Raw genomic sequence first — 20541 nt, forward strand, 5'->3', positions numbered from 1 at the left:
TGCGACCGAGAGCAACCACCGCAAGTAACGCAACCAGTGTAATCGTTGGGGTGAAGCCCGGGGTCGGCAGCATACCGTCATCGTCGGGCCCGGAAACGGTCACGGTCCCCGCGTTCGCGTCGTTGAGCGCGACATCGAACGTCCCCTCTGCGTCGAAGCTGTGCGTGAACGTCACGTCCGTAGACGCTCCTGCACCGACGCTGACGGACTGTCTGTCGACGGCCTCGCCGTCGATCAGCAGTTCGACGGTCGCGTTACCGGCAATAGTGCCCGCGTTCTCGACCGTCCCGGTCACTTCAGCCGTCTCGCCGGGGTCGAGATCGGTCTCGTCGAGGCTGGCATCGGCGACCGACACGTCGACAGAGCCGACGGTCACCGTTCCCGCCGCGACCCCGTCGACGGCGATCGCGTACTCGCCGGGTTCGTCGAACGACTGCGTGACCGTGAGCGATTGTTCTTCGCCCGCATCCAGCGAGATGGCGTCGCTTGCGACCGTCTCCCCGTCGACGGTCAGCGAGACGGCGTGGAGTCCGCTGGCCCCACCCAGGTTCTCGAGCGTCGCGGTGATGTCGACCGCACCACCGACGCCGATCTGGTCGCCGCTCAGGTCGGCATCCGTCACCTGGATGTTCGCGTCACCCGGGTCCGGCGGGGCTGGTGGCAGGCCGGGCCCCGGCGCCGGAGCGGCGTCCTCGTCCAGGGTGATCGTCGTACTGGCGCTGCCGAAGTGGACCAGGTCCACCGTGGCGTCGTAGTCGCCCTCCTCCTCGAGTTGGATGGCGAACGTGACGGCCTTCGAGTCGCCGGGTTCGACCTCGACAGCCTGCTTGTCGACGACGGCGTTCTCGAACGGACCGCCGTCGATCACGAACTCGAGTTCCGTCGGGCCGGCCGCGTCGCCGGTGTTCTCGACGACGGCTTCGATCGTGGCGTTGTCCCCGGGCCGGATCACGGTCGTCGATGCGGCCTCGTCGATCGAGACGTCGTAATCGCGCTCGGCGACGTCCGATCCGGCGTCCAGCGACACCTCCTCGTGGGCGCCGGATTCCCACTGCACGGTCGATGCCGGTTCGACCTCCTCGCCGTTGACGAGGAACGTAACCGGTTCGCCGGAATCGTCCGCTGACCCCGGTACCTCGAGCTTCTCGTCGTCGTACGTCGGACCGCCGAATTGGCCCGGTTCCTCGACGACGATCGAGCCGCGCTCTTCACCACCGACGACCGCCGTCACGAGCGTTCCCTCGGGTGCCGGCTCGCCGGCAATCGTCACGTCGCCGTAGTATGCCGCCGGTACCTCCGGCGGTTCGTGGTCGTCCGCGAGTGCGGGCGCGGCCCCGATGGCAACGGCCGAGAGTAGCACGGTCGTCACGAGGACGATCGCGAGCCAGCGGCTGCGAGCCGTGCTCATGCGGTCAACCTCCGTCGTAATCTGTATCATGATGATAGAGTGTAGTGAAGACGACAGGGAAATCGGTTATTCGATCGTGATCGTGCCGACTTCGGCGATTTCGTCGTCCGTAACGATCGCGACGTTCTGCTCACCGGTCGGGTGGAACGATCGGATCTCCTCGGTCAGTTCGACCGTGCCCGTTTCGTTGGCGCCGATCTCCTGTTCGACCACGTCGACGACGAACGTCTCGTCGTCCTGCAGGATGGTACCCTCGTCGGCAGTGACGTTCTGCCCGATCCGGAGCTGGATCTCCGCGTCGCCGGATTCCGCACCGTCGTTGTCGATTTCTGCGGTGACGGTGAACTCCTCACCCTGGCCGACCGCGTCCGGAACGTCCGAACTGTTGTGGGTGAAGTAGGTGGTCTCCAGCAACGAGAATTCGATGCCTTCGTCGCCGGCGGTAGCCGTGACGGTCTCGGTCTGGTAGCCCGATGCCTCGGCGAAGACGGTCTGTTCGGTACCGGCCGGAACCTCTTCGACGACGTACTCGCCGTTCGTGTTCGTGAACGTCCCGAGCGTCGTCGTGTCGAGCCCGACGGTCGCCGTTTCGATCGGTTCGCCGGAGATCTCACCGACGACGGTGCCGTCGATCGTCTCCGTGTCGATGTTCAGGATGTCGTTCGTCTCCGACTGGGTCGCCCCGTCGTAGACGTACGACGGAATCGTTCCGTCGTCGTTCGCGTACACGAAGTACCCCGAGAACGGGTTGACAGTCGCGTTCTCGACGGTCTCACCGGGGAGCGAGAACGCCGGTCTGTCGATGTCTTCCGCGAACGTCATCGGACTCTCGGCGTCGTCGTAGACGTCGAGGAAGGACGATGGATCCGCAGAGCCGTCGAACACCTCGCTCACGTCGGCATGTTGCGACGGCGCGATGAAGTTCCAGCCCTCGTCGAGCTGAGCCTCGCCGGGGGACGGCGTGTCGACCTCACCGGCCGGGCCTTCGAAGTCGATCTGTGCGACCTGGTCGTCGTTGGTCGTCACCACCATCGCGTCGAGCGGCTCGATGTCGTCGTCGGCGGCGACCCGCGTCCACTCGTCGGTCGCCGAGTCGAACGCCCAGACGACGCCTTCGGTGTCGTCCGGAAGCACGTCACCGACCGTCCCCTCGGTGTCACCGGGGAACCCAATCGGTGTCGGTTGGCCGCCGTCGACAGGGACCGTGTACGTCGCTCCGGCTGCCATCTCGACGTCGATCACCTGTTCGGAGCCGTCGGTGGTCGACGGGACGCCGGCGAACGGCGTTCCGACCTCTTCGAGTCCGTACTGGGGATGTTCGACCGTCATGTACCACTCGGTCGGCGCACGATCGCCGACGTCGACGTGGAACGTGCCGTTTTCGTCAGTGGTCGGCTGGGCGATGTTCTTACCGGCGTCGATATCCACGAGCCGGATCTCCACCCCTTCGATCGGTTCGCCCTCGGCATTGGTCACCGTTCCGGTGACGTCACCGGCCGCCTGGATGGTAAGAGTGTTCTGTTCCATCTCACTTCCGGCCATGATCGCCTGGCTGAAGTTCCCTGCACCGAAGGCAGCGTGAATACCGACGACAGGGTAGGTGGACTGGTACGTCTCACCGCCCTCGATCGTGACGACGTCGAGCCGGAGACTCGCTCCGCCGATCAGATAGTCGATCGGAACGTCGGCCGTTTGATCACCCTCGTTCGTGATCGTTACCGCCGGTTCGACGCCGTCTCCGGCTTCGATGGTATCGTCGAGTTCGGCGTCCATCGTGATGTTGGCGGGCTCCGGCGCAGCGAGCGTCTCGCTCGGACCGGTCGTGACCGTGACGTCCTCCCCGGTACCGTTGAACGTGTGCTCCAGTTCGAGAGCAGGGTCCGCGTCCGCTATCGCCCCGGTTTCGATCGCGACCCCGAGGTACCCGTCGTACGCCGTGACGTTCGCTTCGTCCGCGACGTGCAGCGTCTCCCCGAGTTCGCCGGATGCGATGGCCTGCGGATCGGCCGGGTCCGTCGTGTTGAGGACGGTGACGCCCTCGATCGCGTCGCTACCGATACTCGAATCGGTGACGTCGACGGTGTAGTTCTGGAGGTTCACGACCTCGGTGTCGACCATCTGGAGAGTCTCGTTCGCGCCGACGACGTGCGGTTGGTCGGCAAGCAGTGTCGCGTCGACGTTCGGTTCGAGCGATAGTTCGACGGTGTCACTGGTACCGTCGACCGTCACGGTCCGATCGGGCGTCGAGTATCCGAATTCTGTCGCCGTGACTGTATACTCGCCGTGAGCGAGTTCGTACTCGGCGTCACCGCTCGCATTGGTGAAACTCGACATCGCCACGTCGCTCTCGCCGATCACGTCGACGGGAACGTCCGGCATCGGCTCGCCGCCGTCGTCGACGACGCTGACGGTCACCGATTCGCTGTCGTTCGAAACCGAGCTAACGGCGTGGTACGCGTCGACGATTCCGTGTCCGTACCGCGTGTCCTGACCGTCGAGCGCCTCGGCGGCCGGAGTAGCGATCTCCGCCGGTGGCTTTTCCGCGCTCTCGACGAGCCTGTTCTTGATCTCGTCGATCGTCAGGTCCGGATTTTCGGCGACCATCAGCGCGACGACGCCGGAAACGTGTGGCGCCGCCATGCTCGTCCCCGGCAAGTGCTCGTACTCGCCGTCAGGATACGCGCTTAGAACGCTCACGCCCGGCGCGGAAACGTCCGGAAGGATGTACTGTTCCGGCCAGTCCGTCCCCGCAGAGTACCCGTACTCCGTCGCCGTATCGACCAGTTCGCCGCTCGAAAAACTGGCGATGCCGAGGCTCGGGTTCGAGGCGCCGACCGAAACGCTCAGCGGGTCGTTCCCCGGTGAACTGGTCGTTCCCTCCTGTTCGTTCCCCGCCGACGCGACCAGGATCGTCCCGTCCGCGTGAGCGTTCGCGATCGTCTCGAGATAGAGGTCTCGATGGCCTGCGGCCCCGAGGCTCATCGACATCACGTCGACGTCCTGTTCGACCGCCCACTGCATGCCACCGAGCACCTGCGCGGCCTCCCCGGACCCGTCGGGAATCACGGCACCGGCGTACAGTTCCGTGTCGGGAGCGACGCCGATGTGGGTGCCGCTCTCGTTCCCGCCGGCGACCGTTCCGGCGACGTGCGTTCCGTGACCATCCGCGTCCGTCGGCGGGTCCCCGGTAATGTGGCCCGTCTCGTTGAAGTGGGCCCAGTTGTTCTCCGCGTCGAAGCCCTCGAATTCGGGATGGTCCGCATCGAGACCGGTATCGAGCACGGCAACCGACGCGCCCTGTCCGGTGACGTCCAAGCCATCCCATACCTCCGGGACGTTGATCTGTTCGAGGCCGTACGTGTACTCGTACTCGCCGGGCTCCCCAGGTTCGCGATCGGCCGATACTGCCTCGCGCTCGTCCGAGGGAGTTAGCTCATCTGCAGACTCGGCGGTCGAGGTGCTATCGCTCGTCACCTCGAAGTTCTCGTGGAGGTGGATCACCCCGTCGATCGTCGCCAGTTCGTCGATGGAGGCCCTCGAAGTATCGACTTCGACCAGCGCCGCGTTCGCGATCCAGAATTCGTTCAGGATGTCGACGCCCGGCGTGTCGGCCGCGTACGTCTCGAGTGCGGCCTGCGTCTGAGCAGCTTCCTGCTCGAGTGTCGCTTGCGTCGTTTCCGCCGTTGCCGTCGTTGCCGACGCGAACGACGATTGCTTGGCGTCCATCCGAACGAAGACTTCGACGGTGTCCCCACCGCGCGCCTCGCGTTCGAGCGTCGAGTCGATTGATACGTCCTCTGCATCTTGCGTCTGTACATCTTCTGCGTCGAGGTCGTCCGCTTCCACCCCGGTTTCCGTCGCTTCACTCGCGCCCGCCGTCCCTCCCACAGCCATGGCAACCGGCGATACGACCATCGCGAGCGCCATGATAACGACGAACGCAGTCGAAATCGTGAGTCTACCTGTCATAGTGACATCCAGTCACGAGAGAGTATGTATATCACTTATATTTTCCTAGTTGGTTGTGCCTATAATCACCATTATCGAAGATAACGGGTGTCGATGATACCACCCACTACACCCTCGTTTAAATCGTCGGAGAAGAAACGCTGTAGCCGGTCGGTCTGCAGAGCGGAGACTCAGTTCGGCATTTCGGAACTGCGGCTACTCGAGCGCGTCACGAAAGGAACGGTAGCAAGAGAGAGAGAGAGAGAGAGAGACGCAGCGGGAAAGTGGCCTCAGTCGCTCTGGATGCGCGGTGCGAGCATGTACGTGACCTGGCCCTGGCCCTCGGCGAAGCCGAAGTACATCTTGATGGGGAACTCCTCGCCGAGGTCGGCGGCGACCTCCGCGTCCGCGGGAATGGCCTTGTTCATGTCCTTCAGGTAGTCGAGGCTGAACAGGGAGTGTGCGGACCCGACTTCGAGGTCGATGAGGTCGTCGGCGGTGAGTTCCAGATGGACGTCGTCGGTGTCGCCCTCCGCGTCGACGTAGAAGTACTCCTCGGCCTCGTCGACGCCGAGTGCGATGTGGTCGGAGACCATGTCGGCGGCGGTGACCGCGCGGTTGACGTCTTTCCCTTCGAGGACGACGCGGGCGGGCAGGTCGAGATCAGGGATGTCCGGCTCCTGGCGGATGGAGTCGGGATCGATCAGCGCGAGGGTGTACTCGAGCCCCTCGATCTGGGCGTGGAGCTTGCGGGTCTCCTCGTCGAGTTCGAGCTGGACGAGCTGGCCGGATTCGGCCATGCCGGCGATGTCTTCGAGGCGGGAGAGGTCGACGCCGATGAGGCCGCCGTCGGCCTCGTAGGACTCGAACGCGTCGGCGTCGAGCGAGAGATCGACCATCCCCACGTTGGCGGGATCGACCGCCCGGATCCGGAGACCGTCCTCCTCGAGATGGATCTTGCACTCCTCGACCAGCACGCTCACCGAATCCAGCGCGCTCGAGAGCGTTTCCGCACTCACGATGGCCTTGAACATATGCGTCGGATACGGAGGGTCCACATAAAAAGCCCTGCGTTCTCGCGCGGGCGCCTCGACACCGCCGAGCGCGTGGCACCCGCCGTAACTTGGACCGATCTGGCCGCGACCCGGGATGGAGCGGGGCCCCATCGTGACGGTTCGATCTGCGGCCGTCGTTGTCACGATGATCCTGCCTAGAGGGAGTTTCCGTCGGCACAGTCCAAACAGAAGTGCGTCGCCGCCGCGCCGAGTCGAACCGATCGATTTCGGGGGTAGATTAAACGGGGCGGGCTGCGAATGGATACGGAGATGACGCGGACTCCGGTGTCTCGGTGGCGAATTAGCCCGGCGACAGTTCACAGAAGTGGTGGCGAGCGGCCGTGAGTGCCGGCTCCACGACCCGCGGCTCACGAGCCTTCGTCGCCGTCGGCGTCTGCTGGTTCGTCGCGTTCAACGCGGCCGTCCTGGCCGGCACCAGCCGCTCGGCCGCGACCGTCATCGGGCTCTACGGTTTCGTCTTCGCCGTGATCTTCGGGAAGGCCTACGCGCTCGTCCCCTCGTACTTCGACCGGCAGTTGCGCTTTCCGCGGGCACCGCTGGTCCACCTTCCGCTCGCCGTGGTCGGCGTCGTCGGGCTGTTCGCCGGTCGGCTGGCACCCGGCGATCCGCTGGCCGACCCGCTCTCGCGACTCGACATCGCGACGGCCCAGTTGTTCGCGGTCGGCGCCCTCGCCTGGCTCGCCGGCGTCGGCATCTTCGTCGCCAGTCTCGGTTGGAGCCTTCGGGACAACCTCACCGGCGCGGAGACGGGAACGGCGGGGGCGAACCGTCACCGACGCCGGGTCGACCGCGCGGCGAACGCCGTCGTCCCGCTGGTCGCGCTTTACCTCATCTGGGGAAGCCTCCTCCCCGTTCTTGATGCGTTCGACGTTCGGCCCGATCCGTTCGTGCTCGACCTCGGCGCGCTCTCGTCGGACCCCGTCACGGTGACCCTCGTACCGATCGGTCCGGCAGCCTCGCACGTCTTCGCGGCCGGGGCGGCCACGCTGTTGCTCTTCGGGATCGGCTTCCGACTCCTCCCGCGCTTTCTCGTCGGCACGCCGCGCACGGCGCCGGTCGTCGTGGCACTGGTGGCGGGTGCCGTCGCACCGTTCTTCCTCGCCGTCGACTTCTACGGCGGCGCTCTCTTCACCGTCGGCGCGACGTTGCTCGCCGTCGCGATCGGCGCTTACGCCGCCGTGGTCCTCGAACTTATCGTCACCAGCGATCGCCGGCGCGTGGGCTTTCCCGCAATCGCGGCGGGCGCCGCCTTCGGGCTCGTCGTCGTGGCGCTCGGGTGGGGGATGGGCGTCCACGGCCTCGACCCGACGCTCGCGGCCGCCCACTACCGACTCGCCCTCGGCGGCTTCCTGGGCCTCACGATCGTCGGGGTCAGCTTTCAGTTCTACCCGCCCGCGATCGGCGAGGCACCCGGCGTCGGGGACCGCGGCGCGACGGTCGTCATCGCGGCCCTCGCGGCCGGGTTCGCCATCGAGGCGGTCGGCGTCGGGCTGGGCACGATCGATCCCTCGTCCCCCGCAATCGTGCTCGATCCCGCGCTCGTCCGGACCGTGGGCGCCGGACTCGCCGTCGTCGGGTCGCTCGGGTACGCGTGGGTCGTCCTGTCGATCTTCGAACAGCGGCGGTGAGGGCGGCACCCGGGCGAGCGGCGAGGCAAAACCGAACGTAGTCGGCCCATCACATATACCGACCGCCACCGAATTACGACCATGACGACTCAAGACGGCTCCACTGACAGTCGCCCGGTCGCACCGACGGAACGCGTCACGCTCGACGAACTCGACGGACAGCCCCACGCACACTGCTTCGAGGAGGAACCGATGACGGTCCGACTCTCGCTCGACGCCGGCGACTCGGTCCCGGCCCACCAGCATCCCGACAGGCGGATCGTCCTCCACCTCGTCGAGGGAGCGCTCTCGGTGACGCTGGGCGAGGACGAACACGAGATTCGCGCCGGCGACGTCGTCCGCTTCGACGGCAACCAGGACGTCTCGCCGGAGGCGTTGGAGGACAGTACCGCGCTACTCGTGCTGGCGAAGCGGGAGGCGTAACGGAGAGAGGAACAGCGAATCGTCGCGGACTCCGATCGGTGTGACGTCCCCGACGGACCACCCAGGAGAACGGTTCTCGACGCCCAGAGGAACAATATCGACGGCTAGAGGAACGGAATCGGGGGCGCCGCGTAGATGTCGGTGACGCCGAGGTACAGCGTGACGAACACGCCGGCGAGCACGTAGGTCCGGATGGACCACAGCCAGGCCGTCGCGAACGTCCCGCCGCTGTCGGTACCCTTTTTGATCTCGTCGACGGCCTCCGGGCCGTACACCCAGCCGACGAAGATCACGACCAGCAGGACCGAGACTGGGAGCAAGACGCTGTAGGCGAGCGCGTCGAACCAGCCGAGCCAGTCGGTGTTCCACGCCGACAGCGTCCCGAGTCCGAAGATGGCGCCGGCGAAGCCGAACGCGGTGCCCGGACGGTTATAGCCGTAGTTGTCGACGACGTAGGAGGTGGCGACCTCCAGCAGACTGATCGCCGAGGAGAGTGCAGCGATGAGCACGACGCCGAAGAACGCGACGCCGAGCACCCGGCCAGCGAGGGCGAGGTCCGCGAACACCTGTGCGACACTGACGAACAGTGCATTCGGACCGCCACCCGCAGCATCGCTTGGAACGCCACCGAACTGCACGAACAGCAGCGGGATGACGACGAGGCCCGCGAGCAGGCCGACCGCGGTGTTCAACACGACGATGAGACTCCCGTCGGCCGGGAGGCTGTCGTCGTCGCCGAGGTAGGAGGCGTAGGTGATCATCGCCCCCATCCCCAGCGACAGCGAGAAGAACGCCTGGCTGACGGCGAACGGAACGATGCTTCCGAAGTTGTTCGCCAGGTAGTCGAAGTCCGGTGAGAGGTAGTAGCCGTACGCCGGCCCGGAGCCGTCCAGGGTGAACGCGTAGATTGCGAGGCCGACGAGCATCACGAGGATGGAGGGGACCATCAGTTTGGTCGCCCTCTCGATACCCTTCTCGACGCCGAACGCCACGATAACGGCGGTGGCACCCATGAAGGCGGCGTGGAACGCGATGGCCGCCCAGCCCGCCGAGACCTTGCCGAAGTGGCCGCCGGGATCCGTGAAGTAGGCGCCCGTCGCGCTGTCGACGATGAAGCGGATGACCCAGCCGCCGACGACGCTGTAGTACGAGAGGATCCACAGCCCCGTCAAGAGCCCGATCACGCCAACGACGGTCCACGCCGGGTGTTTCAGCCGGTCGAACGCCTCGATGGCGTTGATGTTCGCCCGCCGTCCGACGACGAACTCGCCGATGATGGCGGGGAGACCGATGAGGAACGCGGCGATGAGGTAGACGAAGACGAACGCCGCGCCGCCCTCCGCCGATGTCTTGAACGGGAACTGCCAGAGGTTCCCCAGTCCGACTGCGCTTCCCACGGCCGCCAGAATGAATCCCAGCCTGGTGGCCCACGTTTCACGTTCTGCCATGATATACCACGCCGTACCCAGACAGGGGGTAAAAATCACACGCCCGCGACGCCCGTTGCCGGAATCGTGATCGAGGCCGTGTCGGCTTCGATCGCCGTGGATTGGTCGGATACCCACTCACCGCTCGAACAGCCCCAGTTCCTGCACCGACGGCAGGTGCCAGTCGTACGTCACGGCGACGAGTCGCGTCCCGACGGTGACGGCCGCACAGGCCCCGGCGGCGGTCCCGTCGGCGAGCCCAAGGCCCCCGGCGAGCAGGTACGCTGTCCCGCCGAGGACCGCACAGCTCGCGTAGAAGTCCTCGAAGAGGATGAACGGCGCGCGGTCGAGGAGGATATCCGCGGCGGCCCCGCCGCCGGCCGCGTTGATCGTCGCGATCGCGACGACGCCGAACGCCGACACGCCTGCTCCGGTCGCGACGATGGCGCCGGTGGTCGCGAAGGCAGCGAGGCCGATCGCGTCCGCGACGAGCGTGATCGGGTGGGTCTCCGGCGAGGCGAGGACGACGCTTAGGCCGATCGCCAGTCCGACTCCCAGGACGCCGAGGGCGATCTCGACCGGCGACTGGAGCGCGAGGGGTACCCGCATCACGAAGAGGTCCCGCGTCGCACCGCCGGCGAACGCCATCGTCAGCCCGACGATCGTGATGCCGAACAGATCGAATTCCTCGCGGATGGCCTTCGACGCGCCGACGAAGGCGAACGCGACCAGCCCGATCGTGTTCATGACGGCGAACGGATCGCCGAACAGGACGGTGACGAGGGCCTGACTCACTGTCGCTCGCTACGGACGGTCGTCTCTTGAGTGCACCGTCCGAGCGGCGTGTTGCCGCCATCCGGGCAACTGCGCCGATCGAGTCGAAGGGCCAGCCATCCGTCGAGCTGCGCCGAGTGGGCCCCGGACGAACGATCCGTCGCCTTAGTCCTGCGAAACCGACCCGGTCACCTGGTCGCTCGCGGGTGCCGGCGGCTCGTGCGTGCCGAAGTCGGGGTGAGTCTCCTCCATCCAGAGGTAGACGATACCGCCGGAGACGAACATCAGAATCGCAGTCATGTAGAATGCGGCTTCGGCGTTCACGAACTCCATCGAGAGCCCGATCAGGATCGCGCCGACGGCGTAGCCGGAATCGCGCCACATCCGGTAGACGCCCATGCCGGCCGAGCGCCACGACGGGTGGGCCGCATCGCTGGGGACGGTCATCAGATTAGGATACAGGAGCGCCATACCCAGCCCGGAGGCGGCAGCCAGAACGGCCCACGGGAGGTAGCCCTCGACGAGCACCATCCCGAGGACGCCCCCGCCTGCGAGGAACATGCCCCAGATAACCGGCGGGCGCCGGCCGATGCGGTCCGCGAGTCCGCCGGTCGCGATCTGGAAGAAGTACATCGCGCTGTGAACGCCGACGACGACCCCGACGGCGGCGATCGGGAGTCCCTCGCTCGTCAGGTACAGCGGCACGGCGATCCAGAACAGCGTGTCCACGAAGTTCTCGATGTGGCCAGCCTGAGCCGCAGCGAACAGGGTTCGGTCACCGTAGGTCGCTCGCTTCACCACCTCGTTGAAGGGGAGGTTCGCGTCGTGGTGATCGTCGTCACCTTCGGCCTGGGCGTACTGGACGGTCTCTTTGATCAGGAAGATCGAAATGAGGAATGCCAGCACGACGACGACTGCGAGGAAGTAGAACGGCTCGGGACGGAGACTCCACTGCCCAGCGATGACGCCAGTGAGCCAGGCACCGACAGCGACACCAGTGTATCCGAACGACTCGTCGATGCCCACCGCAAGGCCGCGCTGCTCGGGTCCTGCGAGATCGATCTTCGCGTTGATCGCCATACTCCACGTCAACGCCTGGTTGATACCCAGCAGGATGTTCCCGACCGTGATCCAGCCCCAGCTGGGGGCGAAGATGAGAATGAGCGGCAACGGGAGCGCCGTCGCCCACCCGGCGACGAGAACTGGCTTGCGGCCGTACTCCTCACCCCATTTGCCAGCGTAGAGGTTGAGGATCGACTTCACAATCCCGAACGAGACGACGAACGAACCGATAACGAGAAACGACTCGACGCCGAGGACGTCCTCGCCCAGAATGGGGACGACCGTGCGTTCGGATCCGATGGTCAATCCGGTCGCGAACACCAGCAGGACGTGTAGCGAGAACTGTCCGAGGTGCTCGCGGATTCCCTGTCTGAGGTCGGCTGTGTCACTCATCGATCGGTGCCGCAGCCTCGACGGTGGCGGTCATCGACGGCGCTTCCAGGGAGACTGTCGAACCAGGGTGTTCGTCGGTTCCGTCTGTCCCCGCTCCGGTTCGGCTGCGATCGCGTTCGATTGCGAGTACGACGTGTGACTGGCGAAAGCGCGTGCATCGATATACCAGAATAACAGGGAGATTCGCATATGGGCACTGCCGGACATGACCGGCACCGTTACGGCTGTACAGTCCGAAGTGGTTCGTATGAGCCTGTACGAAGCCTCGATCCGGGTCAAACACGAGTGTCCGTATCGGGCGATTTCCGAACGGCACCCGGACCTGACGATCCGCGAGTGGCCGCTTTCCGACTGCCAGGTGCTCGAACTCACCGCGGAGGGAACGCCGACCGACGCGCTACTCGACGAGATCGACCAACTCGGAACCGTGCTGCACGAATCCGCGGACGACGACGGCTATCACGTCGTCACGCAGTCGTGTCTCTGCTCGCTCGAGGAGTCCATCGTCGACCGGTTCGAGGCGCACAACTGCCTGTACCAGTCGCCGACGATCTATCGCCAGGGCTGGGAACACTACACGCTGGTCGCCTTCGATAGCGAAGACGTTCGGGCGCTGCTTGGCGATTTGCGCAGCGACAGAGAGATCGAACTCCTCTCGAAGACCTCGATTTCGGAGACGCAGATCCCCCACAGCATGCTGGCCCCGGCGAGCCACCTGTTCGAGGACCTCACGGACCGCCAACTCGCGGCGCTCCAGTTCGCGCTGGAGAGCGGCTACTACGAACAGCCGCGAGGGACCTCCCTCCGGGAGTTAGCTGACAGGACGGCCGTCGCTCGCTCGACGTACGAAGAGCACCTCCGAAAGGCCGAGAACAAGCTGCTCACGAACGCGGGGCAGTTCTTGCGCCTCGTCACGGCGACGGCGACGGATAACCCGCTGGGCGTCGACCGCTCCCGACGGGCCGAACGAGCCGCCGACTAGCCCGCCGGCAGTTTCCGGGAGAACGATCCGAACGAGCGTCGTCTCGGCGTTCTCGACGAGTCGGAGCGGGCCGCCCACGTCGATACCCGGCTACGATTCGGCGAGCGCAGCGGCCAGTTCGCCGTCTTCGTCCTCCGTCGGCAGGTCGGCGACGAAGCGCTTGATGACCGTCTCTTCGGCCCGGTGGAGCGTCTCACTGCAGGTCGATTTCGCGATGTCGAGTCGTTCTGCGAGTTCCGTGAGGGTACAACAGCGAGGCGTGTCGTAGTAGCCCTCCTCGACGGCGGCGACGAGGACCTCGCGCTGGCGCTCGGAGAGGAGCTGGCTGTCGTGCAAGCGCTCGCGGACGTGCTCGACGCGGTAGGTGAAGCCGAACGCTTCGAGCTGGTCGGCCAGTTCCGAGAGTCGAGTTCGCGAGCCGGTCACGTCGACCTCCGCCTCGCCGTCGCGGATGACGATCGGCGGTTCGAGCGGCATCCCCGACTCCTTCGAGGAAAAGAGCAGAAGCGGGGCGGTCGTCTCGAAGTGAACGGTGAGTTCACCCTCGCTCACCTGCGCGGGCGTCAGTTCCGTGATCTGGTCGTGGCCAGCCATCGACTCGGCCACCGACTCGACGTCGGGGCCGGTAATGTTCACCAGCGCGAAGCCGGTTTCTTTCCCTGGAACGCCGGCGAGGACGCGAAACGTCGCCTCCGGATGGTCGCGAGAGATCTGTGCGATCCAGACACGCCTGGGCAGCGTCACCGAAAGCGTCGCATGTGCCATACGAACACGTTCGGGAGGAGATGCCAAAAGGTGTTGGCCCGAATATATTCGCACAGGTACCCGTGGCTGGCATCGCTCGCGTCGGCAACGTGCCGAACCAGTTCGGCCGAACCCCGATAGGGACCGAGGACAGAGATCAACTCGCATGACAGAACTGGACGTCCGCGACGTGCCGCCGATGGAGCGCCACCCGAAGATTCACGACGCGTTCGAGGACCTGGCCGCCGGTGAGAGCCTCACGATCGTCAACGACCACGAACCCAAACCGCTGTTCTACGAGTTCCAGGCCGAAGTCGAGACGTTCGACGCCGACGGCTACGAGGTCGAACAGGTCGACGATGCGGAGTTCAGAGCGACGTTTCCGAAGCGCGAGACCTGAGCGAGCGTAGCGAGCGAAGGTCTCGGACGGCGAACGGCGACCGTAGGGAGCCGTGAGGGGCGAGTGATCAGTCTTAGAGCAGCGAGAGCGAGCGAGACGACCGAAGCTGCGACGGATCCTGCCCCGCCCGAACTCGTTCGGGGAGATGCACACACGGCTGGCGACCCGACAGACGAGCATGTACTCGATCGAGGGCGTGTTCGACCGGACCGACGCACCGGCGGATCGGCCGCGTGACCACCTGGACGTGCGGTCGATGGGGCCGCCAAATCCGCTCGCGAAGACGCTCGAACGGCTGCCCGAGCTGGACGACGATGTCGTCCTCGTCCAGCGAAACGACCGCGTCCCGCAATTTCTCCTCCCGAAACTCGACGAGCGTGGCTACGCGTACGAGTCGGTCGAGCGCGAAGACGACGTCGTGACGCTGATTTGGCGCGATGCGTAACGGTCCACTCACCGAGCGCGATCCCCAGGGCAACGGGCGCTTTCGAGTCGCCACGTTGCTCGCGGTCACGACGATCGCGGCGTACGCCCTCGTGGCCCTCGGGACGGCCGTCTCCGCCGGGGGCGGGACCACGTGTTCGACCTGGCCGAGTTGTGGAACGGATCCGACGCTCGGACCCCTCTCGGGCGAGCAGTTTCTCTTCTGGGCCCACCGGGCGGCGGCGCTGGTGACCGGCCTGCTTGTCGCCGCGTCCGGACTGGCAGTTCGACGGGCGAGACTCGGTCGGCGTATCCGCGTGGCCGTCTACGCAGCAGTCGTCGCATTTCCGGTACAGGTGGGCCTCGGCGCCGTCATCGTCGTCGGCGGACCGTCGCTGGCGAACGATGTCCACCTCGTACTCGCGATGGGAATCTTCGCGACGCTCCTCGTCGCGCTCGTCTGGACGCTCGACGCGGCGTCAGCTTCGAGGCGTGATCGGGCGTCCAACATCGACCCAGTTGAGCTGGAGACGGCAGTCGATACGGACGTCGACCAGCCAGTGGAGGAACCGTCGGTCGATGCGGGCGCCGACCCGGACGCCGAAGGCGACACACCGACCGACGGGCGCTCCGGACTGCGCCGCCTCGCGGGTGCGTACCTGACGCTGACGAAGCCGCGACTGATGTGGCTACTCTGTCTCGTCGCCATCGCCGGGATGGGACTGGCTACGCTGACCGGCGCGACGCTTTCCGCGACGACCGTCCTCGCCACGCTCGCGGGCGGCGTCCTCGCCATCGGCGCGAGCGGAACGTTCAACCACGTCTACGAGCGCGATCGCGATCGGAAGATGAACCGGACGAACGACCGGCCGCTGGTCCACGAGCTGGTCCCGGTCGGGAACGCGCTGGCGTTCGCCATTGCGCTCGTCGTCGCCTCGATGGCCGTCCTCGTGACGTGGACGAACGTCCTCGCGGCGGCGCTGACGCTCGCAGCCATCGGCTACTACGCCGTTCTCTACACCGTGGTACTGAAGCCGAACACGGCGTGGAACACGGTCCTCGGCGGTGGCGCGGGTGCGCTCCCGGCAGTCATCGGGTGGGCTGCCGTCACCGGCGACATCGGGTGGCCGGCGATCGGCCTCGCCGCGGTGATCTTCCTGTGGACGCCCGCGCACTTCTACAACCTTGCAATCGCGTTCCGTGACGACTACGCGCGTGGGGGCTTCCCGATGTACCCCGTCGTGGAAGGGGTCGCCGCCGCTCGACGACAGCTCACACTCTACCTCGGCGCGACGCTGCTCGCGGCGAGCGCACTCGGCTGGGTGGCCGGGCTCGGCTGGCTCTACACGGTGACGTCGATCGCACTCGGCGGGGTCTTTCTCCGGTCGGTGCTCCGGCAGTACCGCCACCCCACCGACGAGCGCACGCTCCGATCGTTCTACGTCTCGAACTACTACCTCGGCGCGATACTCGTCGCCATCGTCGTCGAGACGCTCGTGTTCGCCTAGGCTCGGTTCCGGAGACGGCAACTTCCCGTCACAACCGAGCGAGTCGCCGTTCGGCGAATCGTGGCACATCGACACCAGCGACGGTCCACGTCGACCGTGACGGATAAAACCCCACAATTTGGCGGTTACGGGGCGCGACTACGGAATATGTGCGGGACAGGGGCTATGCACGTACCGTGAGGATCGTCGGACGATTGCACTATGGCTCCCGACGATACGACCGACACCGTCCCCGTGATGCAACGTCTCTACGACCGAATCTGGCTGCTCGCGGCCGCAGCACTCCTGTTCTTCGCGATTTCGTACGTTGGCTGGGGCTGGGCAGACGTCTTCTCGATTCCCACGGGGTGATTCGATGACGTCACCACTCAAACCACCCGAAGGCGACTGGTGGAGTCAACCGGTGAATCGACGCGAGTCTATCTGGCTGGGGCTGGGCGCCGTCTGGTCGGTGATCCTCTTCGGCTGGATGAGCGTCTGGACCACCGCCGGTGAGCAAAACCCCATCGGCGAGACCTACCGTATCGAGTCCGAGGCGTTTCGCGAGAAATTGTCGGCCTACAAGGATGCGGCGACGGAGACCGACGAGGGGCTCGTCCCGCCGGGGACGGACGTCTACATCCAGGCGATGCGGTTCTACTGGGACGGCGCGCCGGTCGTCCTCGAGGCCGGCACCGAGTACGACATCCACCTGAACTCGATGGACGTCCAGCACGGCTTCTCGTTGCGACCGGAGGACGCGCTCAGCAAGCAGATCAACCTGCAGGTGTTGCCGGGCTACGAGTGGGTCGTCCCGATGACCTTCGACGAGCCGGGCACCTACCACATCATCTGCAACGAGTTCTGCGGGCAGGGCCACCGGACGATGCACGGCACGATCATCGTGACGGAGGGAAGCTAAGATGGCGCACAGATACGACGTCCTCGGCCTGTTCGACAACGAGTACGACGACGAAGGCTTCCGGACGTGTTCGGTGACCGGGCTCCGGATCCACCGCACCGTCGAGAACCACGTGAAGCTGTTCGGGCTGACGGCGGTCGTCGCCCTCCTCGTTGGCGGCATCTTCGCGTTCACCGTCGCGACAACCAGGTGGGAGGCGATCGGTCTCCTCGGGCCCGACGCCTTTTACACGCACCTGAGTATGCACGCCTGGAACCTGCTCATCTTCTGGATGGTGTTCATGGAGGTAGCGATCCTCTACGTCGGCGGGCCGATGGTGCTGGGTCGCAGACTGCCGTGGACGAAGGTGGCGACGGCGGGCTGGCTCACGATGGTCGCCGGTGCGGTCGCCGTCAACTACACCATCTGGACGACGTCGGCGCCCAACGAGGCCCCGTTACTGACCGCGTACGTCCCGATGCCGGTCTCGCCGTGGTTCTACGCGGCGGCCTGTCTCTTCATCGTCGGCACCGTGATCGCGGCGCTACCGTTCTTCGTCGCGATGTGGCGCGAGAAGCGCGAGCATCCCGGAAAGACGCTTCCGCTCGTCGCGTTCGCCGCGTTCGTCACCTCGATCATCGCCGTCGAGGCGCTCGTCGGCGGGCTCGTCGCGTTCGCGCCGGCGATGCTCTGGCGCTTAGAGATCATCGAGTGGGTCGACGCCGCCTGGTACCGGCAGATGTACTGGATCATCGGCCACGGCACCCAGCAGATCAACCTCGTGGCGATGATCACGGTCTGGTACTTCCTCACCCACGTCGTCGCCGGCGCGGAAGTCGTCAGCGAGAAGGTCTCGCGGACGGCCTTCATCCTCTATCTCTTCTTCATCAACCTCGGGGCGGCCCACCACCTGCTGTCGGACCCCGCAGTCTCGACCGGGTGGCGCATCTGGAACACCTCCTACGCGTTCTACGGCGCGACGTTCGCCAGCCTGATCCACGCCTTCGCGATTCCGGCGGGCATCGAGGCCGGTCGTCGCAAGCGCGGCAAGGGCGGCGGCCTCTTCGGCTGGCTCACCTCCGCTCCCTGGGGTAACCCAGTCTTCTCGTCGACGATCTTCTCGATCATCCTCTTTGGCTTCCTCGGCGGGATCACCGGTGTCATGATGGGGCAGTTGCAGCTCAACATGACCTGGCACAACACGTTCGCGACGGTGGGACACTTCCACGCGACGGTCGTCCTCGGCACCACGGTCGCGTTCATGGGCCTCCTCTTCTTCCTGATCCGGACGATGTTCAGACGCCAGTGGCTCTCGACCCGTCTCGCAGCGATCCAGCCGTATCTCTACGCGGGCGCGATGGGCGTCGCCGTCCTCATGATGATGTACGTCGGCATCCTCTACGGCGTCCCGCGCCGGACCGTCGAAGTCGTGAGCAACATCCAGGGCACCGAGTTCGACCTTGCGGCGGCGAGTCCGCTGTTCGCCATCTTCGGGATCTTCGCGCTGCTCGCGATCGCCGCCGGCGTTCTGTTCATCCTGCTCGCCGTCGGCTCGCTGCTGTTCGGTAAGCGGATCGACGACGAATCCAACGTCTCCGACCTCGTTGCCGACGGCGGGTTAGCGCTGGCCGAGGACCCCGACGATCCCGTCCACGCCTACGAGATGCGCGGGACGTTCGTCCTCTGTCTCGTCTTCCTGGCCGCGTTCGTGATCACGTACCTGCTCAACTGGTACCTGCTCACCCAGCTCTGGGCTATCGGCGCCTGATCAGTTCCACTTCGATCGATTTCCCCACATGACTCCATCCACCGACGCCGACGCGACTGCATCGCCGATCACGGTCCTGAAGCGGAGCCTGGGTCGAGCGTGGCGGGACCTACTTTCCATCTACTACGCGAACACGCCGATCTGGCGCCTCTTGAAGAGCGTCGGCCTGCTCTTCTTCGGCTTTTTCTGCTGGTCGGCGAGCAGCCTCGTCCTCTCGTACGGCATCGACTGGGGCGTCCTCTACGTCCTCCGCGCGTACGGGTTCGTCCTCATTCTCTGGGGGCCGCTGACCCACGCCGTCATCGTCCCGTCGGTGATCCGGCTGCGCCGAACCGCCGACGGCGGCGTCCGGCGGGTGATCGCACGCCACGGCTCGAAGCTCAACCTCTCGATCTTCCTGACGATCGTCCTGCTCCTGACGGCGGCGCCGATCTCGCCGATGGTGCTCGACTTCCAGAGCGCGCTGTCGGGCGACTCGAGCCCCGACGTCGATCCCGACCTGACGTGCGAGGGCATCGGTGAGGAGATCAGCTGCGAGCTCTCCGACCCGACCGGAATCGAGCGCGTCGTGGTGACCAGCGGTGATGCCGAACTCGAGCGTGTCGAGGACCCGCCCTACGAGTTCACGATCCGCGAGGACGACCTGGAGGAGGTCGTCGGCCAGAAGGAGTTCGTCGTCGAGCTTCAGGACGAAGACGGGGAGACGCTGCGGCGGTATCGGAAGTACGCGGCTTCGGTCTCGAACGGCTAGGACACCACGACCAGAAGGATCGACGATCAGGACCGCCGGTTCACCAGTCGCTCGACGTCGATGCCGAACTCGCTCCCGAGCAGGGCGTCCCACTCGCCGCTCGTGATCGTGCGCTCGTAGCGCTCGCGACCCGCCGTCCGGATCAGTGCGTCCGGGCGGAGTTTGACGTGGCCGCGATCCGTCGCGATCGAGGCGACCGGCTCACCGGTAAACGGCGACTCCGGCGCCGTCACGAGGTACTCGCGCGTCGCGCCGAAGTAGCGTGGCTCACGGGGCGTCGTGTCGAAAAGATAGCGGTCCGACCAGTCGTCGTCACCCGGTTCCCGGTACTGGGTCAGGTACGTCGCGTCGGGACGATCGACGGCGACGGCGCGCCAGTGAACGCCCACGGTGTCGACCTGTGGCGGCCCAGCTGCCGTGACCGGGCGGTCGCTCGACCCCGAGTCGGTCCGCTCACCGCCCTCGTCGGGGAGGGGCGTCGGCCGCCGCATCGTCGGCGTCCCCATCCCGACGTCGACGACGTACTCGCTCGATTCGAGGGAGACGAGCGTACTCCGGTGAGCAGCGGGGATCCCGGAGCCGCCGACCATCCGCGCGGCGACCCCCGTGACGTCGAATCCGAGGGCGTCGAGCAGCCGCGCGAAGAGCTCGTTGAGTTCGTAACAGAAGCCGCCCCGTCCGCGCTCGACGATCTTCTCGGAGAGGTCGTCGATTGCCACAGAGACGCCAGCACCCTCGAACCGATCGAACGGGTCGCCGGTGACGGCCAGCGTCTCGAACGGAATCGAGGTGACGTGCGCCCGCTGCAAACGTTCGAGGCCGGCCCGGTCGTGCTCGGGCGATCGGTCGGGGTCGAGGCCGATTCTGTCGAGGTACCGGGCGACGCTGGGCGACGACATTGTCCTACGCGAACCGTCCCACTCCCGCCCCTTAGTGGCTCGCCGAA

The 20541-nt window shown here is 65.9% G+C and carries 18 protein-coding genes; 10 read left to right on the plus strand and 8 right to left on the minus strand.

Features of this window, described 5'->3' with window-relative positions:
- From C479_RS07565 to C479_RS07575, 3 genes are all read right to left on the minus strand, one after another.
- A partial coding sequence (locus C479_RS07565) for a CARDB domain-containing protein (RefSeq protein ID WP_007700361.1) occupies positions 1-1408 on the minus strand: 1408 nt, incomplete at its 3' end.
- Positions 1409-1474: 66 nt separating this feature from the next.
- Positions 1475-5377, minus strand: a complete 3903-nt coding sequence (locus C479_RS07570; protein WP_083893851.1) for a S8 family serine peptidase — start codon at positions 5375-5377, stop codon at positions 1475-1477.
- A gap of 269 nt (positions 5378-5646) precedes the next feature.
- A complete protein-coding gene (locus C479_RS07575) occupies positions 5647-6390 on the minus strand; it encodes a DNA polymerase sliding clamp (RefSeq protein WP_007700373.1) in 744 nt (247 codons plus the stop codon).
- 362 nt (positions 6391-6752) lie between these two features.
- Between C479_RS07575 and C479_RS07580 the strand changes: the two genes are divergently transcribed.
- Together C479_RS07580 and C479_RS07585 are read left to right on the plus strand one after the other, a co-directional pair.
- A complete protein-coding gene (locus C479_RS07580) occupies positions 6753-8060 on the plus strand; it encodes a hypothetical protein (protein WP_007700375.1) in 1308 nt (435 codons plus the stop codon).
- An 81-nt stretch (positions 8061-8141) separates the two neighbouring features.
- Positions 8142-8483 (plus strand): cupin domain-containing protein, encoded by a 342-nt coding sequence (locus C479_RS07585; protein ID WP_007700377.1) that lies wholly within the window; start codon positions 8142-8144, stop codon positions 8481-8483.
- 104 nt (positions 8484-8587) lie between these two features.
- Here C479_RS07585 and C479_RS07590 read toward each other — a convergent pair whose 3' ends face one another.
- The 3 genes from C479_RS07590 to C479_RS07600 all read right to left on the minus strand — a co-directional run bounded on the left by C479_RS07590 (position 8588) and on the right by C479_RS07600 (position 12139).
- A complete protein-coding gene (locus tag C479_RS07590) occupies positions 8588-9931 on the minus strand; it encodes a sodium-dependent transporter (protein WP_007700379.1) in 1344 nt (447 codons plus the stop codon).
- Positions 9932-10048: 117 nt separating this feature from the next.
- Positions 10049-10705 carry a trimeric intracellular cation channel family protein gene (locus C479_RS07595; RefSeq protein ID WP_007700382.1) on the minus strand — a complete coding sequence of 219 codons (657 nt, stop codon included), beginning with the start codon at positions 10703-10705 and terminating at the stop codon, positions 10049-10051.
- Between the two features lie 144 nt (positions 10706-10849).
- Positions 10850-12139, minus strand: coding sequence for an MFS transporter (locus C479_RS07600; RefSeq protein WP_007700385.1), 1290 nt, complete (start codon positions 12137-12139; stop codon positions 10850-10852).
- Positions 12140-12386: 247 nt separating this feature from the next.
- Here C479_RS07600 and C479_RS07605 point away from each other — a divergent pair, with 247 nt between their 5' ends.
- Positions 12387-13121 (plus strand): helix-turn-helix domain-containing protein, encoded by a 735-nt coding sequence (locus C479_RS07605; protein ID WP_049907160.1) that lies wholly within the window; start codon positions 12387-12389, stop codon positions 13119-13121.
- A 90-nt stretch (positions 13122-13211) separates the two neighbouring features.
- Here the strand turns inward: C479_RS07605 and C479_RS07610 are convergent, their stop codons facing one another.
- Positions 13212-13886 carry a helix-turn-helix domain-containing protein gene (locus C479_RS07610; RefSeq protein ID WP_007700389.1) on the minus strand — a complete coding sequence of 225 codons (675 nt, stop codon included), beginning with the start codon at positions 13884-13886 and terminating at the stop codon, positions 13212-13214.
- Positions 13887-14031: 145 nt separating this feature from the next.
- Between C479_RS07610 and C479_RS07615 the strand changes: the two genes are divergently transcribed.
- From C479_RS07615 to C479_RS07640, 7 genes are all read left to right on the plus strand, one after another.
- Complete coding sequence (locus C479_RS07615) at positions 14032-14265, plus strand: DUF2249 domain-containing protein (protein ID WP_007700391.1); 234 nt, start codon at positions 14032-14034, stop codon at positions 14263-14265.
- A gap of 145 nt (positions 14266-14410) precedes the next feature.
- A complete protein-coding gene (locus C479_RS07620; protein WP_007700393.1) occupies positions 14411-14710 on the plus strand; it encodes a DUF2249 domain-containing protein in 300 nt (99 codons plus the stop codon).
- A complete protein-coding gene (gene cyoE, locus C479_RS07625; RefSeq protein WP_007700396.1) occupies positions 14703-16196 on the plus strand; it encodes a heme o synthase in 1494 nt (497 codons plus the stop codon). Before C479_RS07620 ends, cyoE begins: the two co-directional genes overlap by 8 nt.
- 201 nt (positions 16197-16397) lie before the next feature.
- Complete coding sequence (locus tag C479_RS16500) at positions 16398-16547, plus strand: hypothetical protein (protein WP_007700399.1); 150 nt, start codon at positions 16398-16400, stop codon at positions 16545-16547.
- A 4-nt stretch (positions 16548-16551) separates the two neighbouring features.
- Positions 16552-17097 carry a hypothetical protein gene (locus C479_RS07630; protein ID WP_007700401.1) on the plus strand — a complete coding sequence of 182 codons (546 nt, stop codon included), beginning with the start codon at positions 16552-16554 and terminating at the stop codon, positions 17095-17097.
- 1 nt (position 17098) lies between these two features.
- Positions 17099-18844 carry a cytochrome c oxidase subunit I gene (locus C479_RS07635; protein ID WP_007700404.1) on the plus strand — a complete coding sequence of 582 codons (1746 nt, stop codon included), beginning with the start codon at positions 17099-17101 and terminating at the stop codon, positions 18842-18844.
- Positions 18845-18872: 28 nt separating this feature from the next.
- A complete protein-coding gene (locus C479_RS07640; protein WP_007700407.1) occupies positions 18873-19595 on the plus strand; it encodes a hypothetical protein in 723 nt (240 codons plus the stop codon).
- A 26-nt stretch (positions 19596-19621) separates the two neighbouring features.
- Here C479_RS07640 and C479_RS07645 read toward each other — a convergent pair whose 3' ends face one another.
- A complete protein-coding gene (locus C479_RS07645) occupies positions 19622-20494 on the minus strand; it encodes an arylamine N-acetyltransferase family protein (protein WP_007700408.1) in 873 nt (290 codons plus the stop codon).
- Positions 20495-20541 lie beyond the last annotated feature (47 nt).

The sequence above is a fragment of the Halovivax asiaticus JCM 14624 genome (genome assembly GCF_000337515.1).
Taxonomy (GTDB): domain Archaea; phylum Halobacteriota; class Halobacteria; order Halobacteriales; family Natrialbaceae; genus Halovivax; species Halovivax asiaticus.

Excerpts from the sequence above, each read along its gene's own strand:
- C479_RS07570 (WP_083893851.1), bottom strand. The coding sequence starts at position 5,377 with ATGACAGGTAGACTCACGATTTCGACTGCGTTCGTCGTTATCATGGCG.
- C479_RS07575 (WP_007700373.1), bottom strand. The coding sequence starts at position 6,390 with ATGTTCAAGGCCATCGTGAGTGCGGAAACGCTCTCGAGCGCGCTGGAT.
- C479_RS07585 (WP_007700377.1), top strand. The coding sequence starts at position 8,142 with ATGACGACTCAAGACGGCTCCACTGACAGTCGCCCGGTCGCACCGACG.
- C479_RS07590 (WP_007700379.1), bottom strand. The coding sequence starts at position 9,931 with ATGGCAGAACGTGAAACGTGGGCCACCAGGCTGGGATTCATTCTGGCG.
- C479_RS07600 (WP_007700385.1), bottom strand. The coding sequence starts at position 12,139 with ATGAGTGACACAGCCGACCTCAGACAGGGAATCCGCGAGCACCTCGGA.
- C479_RS07605 (WP_049907160.1), top strand. The coding sequence starts at position 12,387 with ATGAGCCTGTACGAAGCCTCGATCCGGGTCAAACACGAGTGTCCGTAT.
- C479_RS07610 (WP_007700389.1), bottom strand. The coding sequence starts at position 13,886 with ATGGCACATGCGACGCTTTCGGTGACGCTGCCCAGGCGTGTCTGGATC.
- C479_RS07615 (WP_007700391.1), top strand. The coding sequence starts at position 14,032 with ATGACAGAACTGGACGTCCGCGACGTGCCGCCGATGGAGCGCCACCCG.
- C479_RS07620 (WP_007700393.1), top strand. The coding sequence starts at position 14,411 with ATGCACACACGGCTGGCGACCCGACAGACGAGCATGTACTCGATCGAG.
- cyoE (WP_007700396.1), top strand. The coding sequence starts at position 14,703 with ATGCGTAACGGTCCACTCACCGAGCGCGATCCCCAGGGCAACGGGCGC.
- C479_RS16500 (WP_007700399.1), top strand. The coding sequence starts at position 16,398 with ATGGCTCCCGACGATACGACCGACACCGTCCCCGTGATGCAACGTCTC.
- C479_RS07630 (WP_007700401.1), top strand. The coding sequence starts at position 16,552 with ATGACGTCACCACTCAAACCACCCGAAGGCGACTGGTGGAGTCAACCG.
- C479_RS07635 (WP_007700404.1), top strand. The coding sequence starts at position 17,099 with ATGGCGCACAGATACGACGTCCTCGGCCTGTTCGACAACGAGTACGAC.
- C479_RS07640 (WP_007700407.1), top strand. The coding sequence starts at position 18,873 with ATGACTCCATCCACCGACGCCGACGCGACTGCATCGCCGATCACGGTC.
- C479_RS07645 (WP_007700408.1), bottom strand. The coding sequence starts at position 20,494 with ATGTCGTCGCCCAGCGTCGCCCGGTACCTCGACAGAATCGGCCTCGAC.